This window comes from Burkholderia sp. AU45388 (assembly GCF_030481585.1).
In the GTDB taxonomy this organism is placed as follows: domain Bacteria; phylum Pseudomonadota; class Gammaproteobacteria; order Burkholderiales; family Burkholderiaceae; genus Burkholderia; species Burkholderia sola.
The window spans coordinates 681,702-694,163 of the sequence record NZ_JAUJPV010000002.1; the positions used below are offsets into that span (position 1 = coordinate 681,702).

At 69.5% G+C, this 12,462-nt stretch carries 7 protein-coding genes; 5 read left to right on the forward strand and 2 right to left on the reverse strand.

Annotation, left to right across the window (positions count from 1 at the left end; translation table 11 throughout):
* The first annotated feature begins 76 nt into the window (after positions 1–76).
* Together QZM72_RS07000 and pdeR are read left to right on the forward strand one after the other, a co-directional pair.
* Complete coding sequence (locus QZM72_RS07000) at positions 77–3,715, forward strand: hydantoinase B/oxoprolinase family protein (RefSeq protein ID WP_301737635.1); 3,639 nt, start codon at positions 77–79, stop codon at positions 3,713–3,715.
* A gap of 580 nt (positions 3,716–4,295) precedes the next feature.
* Positions 4,296–6,299: a cyclic di-GMP phosphodiesterase gene (gene pdeR, locus QZM72_RS07005; protein ID WP_301737636.1), complete on the forward strand. Its 2,004-nt coding sequence runs from the start codon at positions 4,296–4,298 to the stop codon at positions 6,297–6,299.
* A 49-nt stretch (positions 6,300–6,348) separates the two neighbouring features.
* Here pdeR and QZM72_RS07010 read toward each other — a convergent pair whose 3' ends face one another.
* Entirely contained in the window at positions 6,349–7,212 is an 864-nt protein-coding gene (locus QZM72_RS07010) for a crotonase/enoyl-CoA hydratase family protein (RefSeq protein WP_069618924.1), read from the reverse strand.
* Positions 7,213–7,914: 702 nt separating this feature from the next.
* Here QZM72_RS07010 and QZM72_RS07015 point away from each other — a divergent pair.
* Both QZM72_RS07015 and QZM72_RS07020 read left to right on the forward strand, forming a co-directional pair.
* A complete protein-coding gene (locus QZM72_RS07015) occupies positions 7,915–9,831 on the forward strand; it encodes a DUF3857 and transglutaminase domain-containing protein (protein ID WP_301737723.1) in 1,917 nt (638 codons plus the stop codon).
* A 35-nt stretch (positions 9,832–9,866) separates the two neighbouring features.
* A complete protein-coding gene (locus QZM72_RS07020) occupies positions 9,867–10,064 on the forward strand; it encodes a hypothetical protein (protein ID WP_089469071.1) in 198 nt (65 codons plus the stop codon).
* Positions 10,065–10,095: 31 nt separating this feature from the next.
* Here QZM72_RS07020 and QZM72_RS07025 read toward each other — a convergent pair whose 3' ends face one another.
* Positions 10,096–11,145 (reverse strand): AraC family transcriptional regulator, encoded by a 1,050-nt coding sequence (locus tag QZM72_RS07025; RefSeq protein ID WP_301737638.1) that lies wholly within the window; start codon positions 11,143–11,145, stop codon positions 10,096–10,098.
* A gap of 70 nt (positions 11,146–11,215) precedes the next feature.
* Here QZM72_RS07025 and QZM72_RS07030 point away from each other — a divergent pair, with 70 nt between their 5' ends.
* A complete protein-coding gene (locus tag QZM72_RS07030; RefSeq protein ID WP_301737639.1) occupies positions 11,216–12,418 on the forward strand; it encodes an MFS transporter in 1,203 nt (400 codons plus the stop codon).
* Positions 12,419–12,462 lie beyond the last annotated feature (44 nt).

The following is a 12,462-nucleotide window of genomic DNA, read 5'->3' on the forward strand; positions in this document are numbered from 1 at the left end:
ACACCGTGACGCGGCGCGCGACGCGCGCCGTGCGGCGGCGCTCGTCCCTCGAATCAACGACGCATCGACCGACATCATGACTGACCGACACCTTTCCTCCGTTCCCTCCGACGCCGCACGCTGGCAATTCTGGATCGACCGCGGCGGCACGTTCACCGACATCGTCGCGCGGCGGCCCGACGGCACGCTCGTCACGCACAAGTTGCTGTCGGAGAACCCCGAGCAGTATCGCGACGCGGCCGTGGCCGGCATCCGCCACCTGCTCGGCCTCGCGGCAGGCGAGCCGATCACGCCCGCGCAGGTCGACATGGTGAAGATGGGCACGACGGTCGCGACCAACGCGCTGCTCGAACGCAAGGGCGAACGCACCGCGCTCGCGACCACGCGCGGCTTTCGCGACGTGCTGCGCATCGCTTACCAGAACCGGCCGCGCCTGTTCGATCTCGACATCGTGCTGCCCGATGCGCTGTACGAGACGGTCGTCGAGATCGACGAGCGCGTCGGCGCGCACGGCGACGTGGTCGTGCCGCTCGATGTTCAGGGTGCCGAAGCGTCGTTGCGCCGCGTGTTCGACAGCGGCGTGCGGGCGCTCGCGATCGTCCTGATCCACGGCTATCGCCATACCGCGCACGAACGCATGCTGGCGGCACTCGCGCGCCGCATCGGCTTCACGCAGGTGTCGGTGTCGCACGAGGTGTCGCCGCTGATGAAGATGGTGTCGCGCGGCGATACGACCGTGGTCGACGCGTACCTGTCGCCGATCCTGCGCCGCTATGTCGAGCAGGTCGCGCACGAGATGCCGGGCGTGAACCTGCAGTTCATGCAGAGCAGCGGCGGGCTCACGCGCGCCGATGCGTTCCAGGGCAAGGACGCGATCCTGTCGGGCCCGGCCGGCGGCATCGTCGGGATGGTGCGCGCGGCGCGCGCGGCCGGCTTCGAGCAGGTGATCGGCTTCGACATGGGCGGCACGTCGACCGACGTGTCGCACTACAACGGCGAATTCGAGCGCGTGTTCGAGACGCAGGTGGCCGGCGTGCGGATGCGCGCGCCGATGATGAGCATCCATACGGTCGCGGCCGGCGGCGGCTCGGTGCTCGGTTTCGACGGCGCGCGGCTGCGCGTCGGGCCCGAATCGGCCGGCGCGAACCCGGGGCCGGCCGCGTACCGGCGCGGCGGCCCGCTGACGGTGACCGACTGCAACGTGATGCTCGGCAAGATCCTGCCCGATCATTTCCCGCGCGTGTTCGGCCCGCATGCGGACCAGCCGCTCGACCGCGACGGTGTGGTCGCGAAGTTCGCGGCGCTCGCCGACGAGATCCACGCGGCGACGGGCCGGCGCGAGACGCCCGAGGCGCTCGCCGAAGGGTTCCTGGAGATCGCGATCGGCAGCATGGCGAACGCGATCAAGAAGATTTCCGTGCAGCGCGGCCACGACGTGTCGCGCTACGTGCTGACGACGTTCGGCGGCGCGGGCGGCCAGCACGCATGCGGCGTGGCCGATGCGCTCGGCATGACGCAAGTGTTCGCGCATCCGCTCGCGGGCGTGCTGTCCGCATACGGGATGGGCCTCGCCGACCAGACCGCGATGCGCGAGCGCGCGGTGGAAGCCGTGTTGTCCGACGAATCGCTGCCGGCGCTGAACGCGGCGCTCGACCGGCTGGCCGACGAAGCCATCGGCGCGCTGCTCGAACAGGGCGTGCCGCCGGAGCGCATCGCGACCGAGCGGCGCGTGCATCTGCGCTACCAGGGCACCGATTCGGCGCTCGACGTGCCGGCCGGCTCGGTCGCGGCGATGCAGCAGGCGTTCGAAACCGCGTACCGGCAGCGCTACGCGTTCCTGATGCCAGGCACGCCGCTCGTCGCCGAGCTCGCGTCGGTCGAGGCGATCGGCCGCTCGGACGCGCCGGTCGACATCGCGCCGCTGGCGCCGCGCGACGCGGGTGCGGCGGCGCAAGCGCGCACGGCCGTGCGCTTTTATTCCGGCGGCCAGTGGCACGACGCGGCGCTGGTCGTGCGCGACACGCTGCGCGCCGGCGACGCGATCGACGGCCCCGCGATCGTCGCGGAGAAGAACGGCACGACCGTCGTCGAGCCCGGCTGGCGCGCGGAGATGACCGCCCAGGGCAATCTCGTGCTGAAGCGCACGACGCCGCTGCCCACGCGCCGCTCGCTCGGCACCGACGCCGATCCGGTGCGGCTCGAGATCTTCAACAACCTGTTCATGTCGATCGCCGAGCAGATGGGGCTGCGGCTGCAGAACACCGCGTACTCGGTGAACATCAAGGAGCGGCTCGACTTCTCGTGCGCGATCTTCGACGGCGACGGCAACCTGATCGCGAACGCGCCGCACATGCCCGTGCACCTCGGCTCGATGGGCGAGAGCATCCGCACGGTGATCGAGCGCAACCGCGGCCGCATGCGCGACGGCGACGTGTTCATGCTGAACGACCCGTACCACGGCGGCACGCACCTGCCGGACGTGACGGTCATCACGCCGGTGTTCGCGGACGGCGCCGACGCGCCGCTGTTCTACGTCGGCTCCCGCGGCCACCATGCGGACATCGGCGGCACGACGCCGGGCTCGATGCCGCCCGATTCGACCCATATCGACGAGGAAGGCGTGCTGATCGACAACTGGCAGCTCGTGTCGGCCGGCGTGCTGCGCGATGCCGAGACGCGCGCGCTGCTGGCATCCGGCCGCTATCCGGCGCGCAACGTCGAGCAGAACATGGCCGACCTGCGCGCGCAGGTCGCCGCGAACCAGAAGGGCGTCGACGAGCTGCGCCGGATGGTCGCGCAGTTCGGCCGCGACGTCGTGCTCGCGTTCATGACGCACGTGCAGGACAACGCCGAAGAAGCCGTGCGGCGCGTGATCGGCGCGCTGCAGGACGGCGCGTACCGCTACCCGCTCGACAATGGCGCGGAGATTCGCGTCGCGATCCGCGTGGACCGCGCGGCGCGGTGCGCGGAGATCGATTTCACCGGCACGTCCGCGCAGCTCGACAACAACTTCAACGCGCCGAAGGCCGTCTGCATGGCCGCCGTGCTGTACGTGTTCCGCACGCTGGTCGGCGACGACATCCCGCTGAACGCCGGCTGCCTGAAGCCGCTGACCGTGATCGTGCCGGTCCGCTCGATGCTGAACCCCGAGTACCCGGCGGCCGTCGTGTCGGGCAACGTCGAGACGTCGTCGGCGATCACCAACGCGCTGTACGGCGCGCTCGGCTGCGTCGCGTCGAGCCAGGGAACGATGAACAACTTCACATTCGGTAACGATCAATACCAGTACTACGAGACGATCGCGGGCGGCAGCGGCGCGGGCGACGGCTTCGCGGGCGTCGCCGCGGTGCAGACACACATGACGAACTCGCGGCTCACCGATCCCGAGGTGCTCGAATGGCGTTACCCGGTGCGGCTCGATTCGCACCGGATCCGCGCCGGCTCGGGCGGCGGCGGGCGCTGGCGCGGCGGCGACGGCGCGGTGCGGCGGATCCGCTTCCTCGAGCCGATGACCGCGTCGATCCTGTCGAACAACCGGATCCACGCGCCGTTCGGCGCGGCGGGCGGCGAAGCCGGCGCGCTCGGCCGCAACACGATCGAGCGGGCGGACGGCACGGTCGAGTCGCTCGACCACATCGGCCGCGCGCAGATGGCGCCGGGCGACGTGTTCGTCGTCGAAACGCCGGGCGGCGGCGGCTACGGCGCGGCAGGCTGAGTCGCGCCCCGGCGCGGACGCTCCGCGCCGGGGCGGGTGGCGCATATTGCAACGAACTGGGGAATAAAGACGCGCATTCACGCGCAAACGGAATCAAAAAGCAGCGGAAACGCGGCTCGCGGCAGCCGATTCGACCCTGCCGTCGCGGCCTCGCCAAAGATCAGGCCCCATATCGATGGATCGGCCTCGAATGCCCGCCCGGCGGGCGCCGGGCGGCCACGCCGCCGTCGATGTGCACTGCACCTTGCGCGCATTCGCAATGCGGCTAATCATGAAAAGTCCGTCTTGCCAATCGAGTCCCGATTCCTTGACACAATTCTCTAAATGTGAGTGCCAATCTTCATTGTCATTTGATAAGATGGCTCTCATTCGTAAGGCAGATCTCATCATTCGTAAGGCAGAACCTGCGCGCATCACGCGCGAACGCCGGTCGCATCAGCTGCAAACAAGGACGGGACGAGGCCGCTGTCATGGCAATCGCGGCTGCCCTGCCGGGTAGGCGCGCCGCGCGGCCCGGGAAGGCGGCGGGGTCACTCGCCTCCGTCTACACTGTGCGTTTTTTTTGGATCGGGGCGTGTCCATGGATGACGAAAACGATAGCGCGGTGCTCGAGGCGCACGTCGGTACGCGCAGCCCCTGCTGGCGTCTCGGCAGCGACAGCAATGCACTCGAACTGGCCGCGGTCCGCGGCCTGACCAACGTCGCGGTCGCGCTGACGGTCGAACAGGCTGCGCGCATCCGCGCGCTGACCGGCGTCACGTCGCACCTCGTGCTCGAAATCGTGCTGTTCGGGAGTCCGGTCAGCCTCCATCTCGTCGGCAGGAAGGTCAATACGGTCGACTGGGCCGGCACGGCGTCCGCCTATTCCGATACCGAGTCCGTCGCCGGCGATCTGTCGCACGGGCTCGCGTTCGCCGAGCAGGTCGTGTCGGAAGTGAATTCGCTCGTCGTGATCCTCGACCGCAACGGGATGGTGCAGCGCTTCAACCGCCTGTGCGAGGAAGTGACGGGCAAGCGCGAGGTCGACGTGATCGGCCGCAGCGCGTTCGAGCTGTTCATGAGCCCGGAGCAGGGTGCGCAGTCGCGCACCAACATCACGGGCTTCTTCGCGAGCAACCAGCCGTTCGCGGTCGAGCGCTACATCAACACGGTCAACGGGCCGCGCCTGTTCCAGTTCCGCAACAAGTTCGTGCAGAGCGGCAGCGGCGTCGAAGAGCAGTTCCTGATCTGCTCGGGCATCGACATCACCGAGGAGCGCAACGCGCAGCACCGGCTCACCGAGCTCGCGAACACCGACGTGCTCACCGGGTTGCCGAACCGCCACGCGATCAGCGAGCGCATCCATGCGGCGATCGCGCAGGAGGACGCCAATACGCACGGCCAGGTCGGCATCCTGTTCCTCGATCTCGACAACTTCAAGCGCGTCAACGATCACTACGGGCACATCACCGGCGACCGCCTGCTGCAGGACGTGTCGGCGATCATCAGCGGCTGCCTGCCGTCCGGCGCGACGCTCGCGCGGCTCGGCGGCGACGAATTCCTCGTGCTGTTCGAACACGGCACGCGCCCGCTGCTCGAGGCGACCGCGCAGATCATCCTCGAACGGCTGCGCACGCCGATCCATCTCGGGCTGATGGAGGTCTACACGAGCTGCTCGATCGGCATCGCGATGTATCCGCAGCACGGCGATTCGCTGGAGACGCTGATCCGCTGCGCCGACACCGCGATGTACGTCGCGAAGGAGGAAGGCAAGCATACGTATCGCGTGTTCTCGCTCGAGATGAACCAGAAGGTCGCGAAGTACATGTGGCTCGACACGAACCTGCGCAAGGCGCTCGAGGAAGAGCAGTTCGTGCTGTACTACCAGCCGGTCGTCGACATCGCGACGGGCGACGTGCATGCCGTCGAGGCGCTGATCCGCTGGCAGTCGCCCGATCGCGGCCTCGTCGCGCCGATCGAGTTCATCCGTTTCGCGGAAGAGTCGGGGCTGATCGCGCCGCTCGGGCGCTGGGTGATGCGCACCGCGGCCGCGCAGGCCGCCGCGTGGAAGGCGAAGGGGCTCGGCATCCGGATCGCGGTGAACGTGTCCGCGCGGCAGTTGCAGGACATGAACATCGTCCACCAGTTCGCGTCGATTCTCGACGGCGCGGGGCTGAAGCCCGGCCTGCTCGACATCGAGCTGACCGAGAGCTGCTTCATCGAGGACGAGGAGGCGGCCATCGGGCTGATGCGGCAGTTCCGCCAGCTCGGCGCGGAGATCCATCTCGACGATTTCGGCACCGGCTATTCGTCGCTGTCGCAGTTGTCGCGTCTGCCGCTCGACGCGATCAAGCTCGATCGCACCTTCATCACGGCCATCGACCGCAATCCGCGCTCGCAGGCGCTGGTGCGCTCGGTCGTGTCGCTCGCGAAGGCGCTGAATTTCGCGGTGGTCGCCGAAGGCGTCGAAACGCATGCGGAAGCCGAATTCCTCAAGCAGCTCGACGTCGATCACGCGCAGGGCTACTACTACGCGCGGCCGATGCCGGCGCAGGCGTTCGAGGCGTGGCTCGCGGAGACGAGAAAGCTCAGGCTGATCGCCTGAGCGTCGTTCCTGAAAAAGGCGCCGCCGGCCATCGGCGGCGCCCGTCGCATTACACCGTGCGCAGCTTCGACACGCGCCGGTTCTGCAGCATCACCAGGCGTTCCATGTACGCGAGATCCTTCGGCTCGATCGTGAACGCCGCATGCACCCACGCTTCCGTGATGTCCATCAGCTCCGAGCGCGACAGCTGGAACACGCGTTCGCGGGCGCGCAGCATCGCGCGGATGCCGTTCAGCTTCGGCTTCGCCACGTCGATGAAGGTGCGCGTCGCCAGATACGCATCACCGGCATCGAACGTCTCGTCGATCAGCCCCTGATCTTCGTACCACTCGGCCGCATGCGCTTCGCCGGTCGCGATCAGCGATTCCGCGAGGCCGCGGTTCGCCTTGCGCGCGACGAGCGAATAGCCGCCCATGCCCGGGAACAGGTTGAACGCGATCTCGGGGAACCCGAGTTTCACGCCCTTCTGCGCGAGCACGTAGTGATGCGCGAGCGCGGCCTCGAAGCCGCCGCCGAGCGCGCTGCCCTCGACCATCGCGATCGAGATCGCGCCGGTGCCGAAGCCCGTGTAGATCTCGTACACGCCGTCGATGCACGAGCGCGCGTAGGCCATCAGTTGATCGCGCCGGCCGCTGCGGATCGCGTCGACGAAGAAGCTCAGGTCGCCGCCGACGTTGAACAGCTCGGGGACGAGCGAGCCCGTCACCCAGAAGTCGAACGTGAGGCCCGAGTCGCGTGCGACGCGCGCGAGATGGATGATGTCGGTGACGAGTTGTTGGTTGAAACACGGCCGCGGCTCCGATCGCAGCATCATCCACATGACATTACGGCCTTCTTCGTAGAAGGCGGTCAGTTGCGAGAGTTCGCCGGCTTCGTAAAACGGGCGGCATGCCGGATGAGATTGGAGTTGCATGGTATGTCCTCGTGAGTTGTGGTTTTTGACGCGCGCCGCGCCAGGCGCCATGCGGGAATCGGGTCGCCTGCATGGCGCCTGGCGCGAGGCATCGCCATTGTTGCCCGCGCACAAATGTCGAATTGCGGGGAAAAACGCACGACCGGGACGCCGGCGCGGATCGTGTTCGGGCGAAGCGACGGGGGGCGACGGACGGCGGAACGAGGCGCCGAGGTCGGCGGGTCGGAGGGGGCGGGCGCGGGGCGCGGCGGCGACGACGCGGCCAGCGTCGCCGGTCGCTGACGCGCCGAAAACGGCGTCCTGACGCCGATCAGCGGTTGCGGGTTCGGGCGACCGGCGTGGGGGCGGCTCGTCTCGCCGGGAGCGCGAGGGATCGCGCGGCGCGCATGGCCGCGCGGTGTCGATCGGTTCCGGATGCTGCCGCATCGAGATGCCGCGTCGTCGGCAAGGTGCCGAATCCGCTCACACCCAGCCACGCGAGCGCAGTCACGCGGTTAACCGATGTCGAAAGCGCCGTCGATCGGCACGATGGCTCCTTCCCGATGGCGCGGCTTGACGCTCGCCGGCACGTCGCCCACACTGGCTCGCACGACGGCCCGCGTGCGGGTGGCGCGGGCGGCCGTCATGCACGCGTCACGCGGGACGACTTCCGCACGGCGCGCGGCGCCGACGTCCGGCAACGAACGCGCGGAGAACTTCGACGTGGTGCGTTTTCCTTCCCGATGGACCGCCTGCCTGTTCGCGTGCGCCATGGCGTTCGGCGCGGGTACGGCCGTGGCCGACACGGGCGACGCGGACCCTTTGCATGACATGCCCGACGCGGCGGATGCCGCGCCCGTCACGCTCGTCAGCGACGTCCACGAATTCGTGATCCAGCACGACGGTTCGCTCGACGAGCACGACGATTCGACGCTGCGCGCGAACGACGCGAACGGCATCGACGCGGTCGCGCAGCGCTACGTGTGGTTCGACAAGAATCTCGAGAAGGTCGAGCTGCTCGCGGCCGAGACGATCGATCGCGACGGCGTCGCGCATCCGGTCGGCGCGGACGCCATCCGCGACGTGCAGGAGCCGCGCTCGGCCGGCGCGCCGACGTTCCAGGACGGGCTGCTGCGCACCGTCGTGTTCCCCGGCGTCGAGGCCGGGTCGAGCACCCGCGTCGCGTTCCGCAAGACCCGCACGAAGCCGGTCAATCGCGGCTACTTCGGCTACACCGTCGAGCCGTCGCGCGAGCCGGTCGACAGCCAGCGGCTGATCTTCGACCTGCCGGCCGACATGCCGCTGTATGCGGATGCGCGCGGCTACGTCGCGCTGCCGCCCGTCACGGCGAACGGCCGCACGCGCTACGAATTCGACTACCGGCATGGCGCGTACGATCGCATCGAGCGCGGCGCGGTCGGCTACCCGACCTACGGCGACCGGCTCGTCGTGTCGACGCTGCCCGACTACGCGGCGTTCGCCGCGCGCTACCGCAACGCCGCCGTCGACCCGAGCGCGAACGATCCGGCGGTCGTGCAACTGGCGCGCGCGCTCACGGCGAATGCCGCCGATCCGCGCGACAAGGCGCGCATCCTGTACGACTGGGTGCAGGCAAACGTGCGCTACGTCGGGCTGTTTCTCGGCGAAACGGCCGCCGCGCCGCATCGCGTGACCGACATCCTGCGCAACCGCTACGGCGACTGCAAGGATCACGTCGCGCTGTTCGGCGCGTTGCTCGCGGCGGTCGGCATTCGGAGCGAGCCGGTGCTGATCAATCTCGGCGCGGTGTACACGCTGCCGTCGGTGCCCGGCTACGGCGGCGGCGCGATCAATCATGCGATCACGTGGCTGCCCGATCTCGCGCTCTACGCGGATACGACGACGGCCGGCATCGCGTTCGGCTACCTGCCGCCGATCGTGATGGATCGCCCGGCGCTGCTCGTCGATACGGGCGTGCTGTCGCGCACGCCGGCCACGCAGCCGCGCGCCCGCACCGCGCGGATCGCGATCGATGCCGCGCAGCCGGGCGCCGCGCGTGTTCAGGCGTATGTGCGGGACGACGGCTGGACCGCCGAACTCGAACGCAACCTGTTTCGCCGCGCGCCGCGCGACCGCATTGCGCAACTGGCGAACGAGCGCTTGCGGCAAAGCGGCCTGCGCGGCCGCGCGCAACTGTCGACCAGCGACCGGCGCGTGACCGACGGGCCGTTCGACGTGACCGTGACCGGCACGCTCGATCATGTCGTGTGGCCGGACGGCACGACCGCGTTGCCGGCGCTGTCGAGCCTGACGGGCGGTATCGCGACGCAGGTCGAGACGTGGCTGGCCGAGCCCGTCCGCACGCAGCCGTGGGGCTGCATCGGCGGCACGTTCGACGAGACCGGCCAGATCGCGCTGCCGGCGGGCGTGGTCCTGACCGACCTGCCGACCGATGCGGCCGTGCACGACCGCTTCGTCGATTTCACGTCCCATTACGTGTTCGATGCGGCCGCGCGCGTCGTGCAGGTCACGCGGCGGATGAACGCGGATTTCGGCCGTCAGGTGTGCACGCCGGACGAGTTCGCGGCGCTGCGCGCGTCGCTCGAGCGCATCGAGCGCGACACGCAGGCGCAGATCGTCGTGCGGGCGAAACAGCGTTGAGCGGCGCGGGCACGGCATTCGCTCCGAACCGGCGAGTGAGCGCCATTGCCGACGCGCAGGAGGACATCATGACGGAACGGGATCACGAGATCGCCGAACTCTCGAAGGAATTGCTTGGCAGGATCGTGCAAGGCACGGTCGCGGCCGGTGCGGCAGTCGATGTGGAGCAGTGCGCGGCGCTCGCCGTGCAGTGCGCGACGGCGCTCGTCGACAGGCTCGACGCGTTGAAGTGATGCAGGGCGGCGCGGCGGCGCGCGTCGGGCGTTACGCTTCGGCGGGCACGTCGCCGTCCGCGCGCACGGCACCCGGCGGCTTGCCGACCACGCGCTTGAACGCGCGGCTGAACGCGGCGAGCGAACCGTAGCCGAGCCGGTACGCGACCGCTTCGATCGTCTCGCCCTCGCGCGCGATCCACTGCGCGGCGAGCCGCATCCGCAGCTCGGTCAGGTAGCGCACGGGCGTCATCCCGGTCGCCGCGAGGAAGCGCTCGGCGAACACCGAGCGCGACACGCCCGCTTCGGTCGCGAGCTCCGCGACGCTCCAGTTGCGGCCTGGGTCGCGATGCAGCGCGACGATCGCGCGGCCGAGCTTCGGCTCGCGCAGCGCTTGGACCCAGCCGGTCGCGTCGCCGCATCCGCACTCGACCCAGCCGCGCACGATGAACGCGGCGACCACGTCCGCGAGCCGCGCGAGGATGCCCGCGAAGCCCGCGCGCGCCGTGCACGCTTCGCGCTCCATCGCGTCGAGCATCGGGCGGATTTCCGGGTAGCGGGCAAGCAGCGTGCCCACGTGCATGAACGCGGGCATCGTGCCGACCAGCGGCTGCATGCCGCCGAGGTCGAGTTCCATGCACGCGCTGAAGATCAGCGCATCGCCGGCGCCCGGCTCCGTCGTCGCGCAGGTCGCGGGCGACACGCCGGCCGACGCCACCGACGCGACCGTATCGCAGATCTTCGCGATCTCGAAGCCGTTGATCTCGCGGCACGGCACGTCCGGATCGGACACCAGCGCGTGCATGCCGCCGTGCGGCAACAGGATCGCGTCGCCGGCCTCGAGCCGCATCGTCTCGCCCGACGCGTCGCGCAGCAGCACCGGCCCGCGCACGACGAAATGGAACTGCGCGCGGCCCGGCGCATGGCCGAAATTCAGCCCGAACGGCCGCGCGACCTGGATGCGGCGGTACTGGACGCCGCTCAGGCGCATCCCCAGCAGCAGTTCGCTGACGAGGTCGTGCGCGTCGGGAATTGGGGGCAGAAGGGGATCGGGCATAGCGAGATACGGACGTTCGATCAACAAGAACGGATTGTATGTCATAGACCGTCCTGTCGCTGTTCCTTACGATACGCCCTCGTCAGTACTTTCCCTAACCGACACGGAACCCCGCATGAATCCCGGAATCTCCTCGGCCGCCTCGACGGCGGCCCCCCGCGAACCGGCCTGGGGCGCGGTATTCGCGATGACGCTCGGCGTGTTCGGGCTCGTCACGGCCGAATTCCTGCCGGCGAGCCTGCTCACGCCGATGGCCGACAGCCTCGGCGTGACCGAAGGCGTGGCCGGACAGGCCGTCACGGCCACGGCCACGGTCGCGCTCGTCACGAGCCTGCTGATCTCGGCGCTCACGCGCACGATCGACCGGCGGCGCGTGCTGCTCGTGTTCTCGGTGCTGCTCGTCGTATCGAACCTCGCCGTCGCGTTCGCGCCGAACTTGGGCGTGCTGCTGTTCGGCCGCGTCGTGCTCGGCATCGCGCTCGGCGGCTTCTGGACGATGGCGACCGCCACCGCGATGCGGCTCGTACCGACGGCGATGGTGCCGCGCGCGCTGTCGATCATCTTCAGCGGCGTGGCGGTCGCGACGATCGCATCCGCGCCGATGGGCAGCTACTTCGGCCACCTGATCGGCTGGCGCAACGTGTTCCTGATCGCGGCCGTGCTCGGCGGCATCGCGTTCGTGTCGCAGATCCTCACGCTGCCGTCGATGCCGCCGAGCGGCACCACGCGGCTGCGCACGCTGATCGACGTGCTGCGCCGGCCGACCGTCGGCCTCGGGATGTTCGCGACGATCCTCGTGTTCACCGGGCATTTCGCGTTCTTCACGTATCTGCGGCCGTTCCTCGAACAGGTGGCGGGCGTCGGCGTGAACGGGCTGTCCGCGATCCTGCTCGGCTACGGCATCGCGAACTTCGTCGGCACGTCGCTCGCGGGCCGCGTGCTCGAACACCGGCTGCGGCCGATGCTGATCGGCATGCCGGCGTTGATGGTCGTGCTCGGCATCGCGCTGGTCGTGCTCGGCCGCGCGCCGATGATCGACGCGGTGCTGGTCGCGTTGTGGGGGATGGCGTTCGGCGGCGTGCCGGTCGCGTGGTCGACGTGGGTCACGCGCACCGTGCCCGACGAGGCCGAGAGCGCGGGCGGGTTGATCGTCGCGGCGATCCAGCTTGCGATCGCGACGGGCGCGGCCGCCGGCGGCGTCGTGTTCGACGCGAACGGCGCGGCGGGCGTGTTCGTCGGCGCGGCGATCGTGCTGGCGGTGGCGGTCGCGACGATCGTGACCGGCGTGCCGAAGCGGGTCGGCGTGGTCGCGTCCTGACCGGCCTGGCGGCCCGCGCGCTGCACGGGCTGCCGGGCGACCGT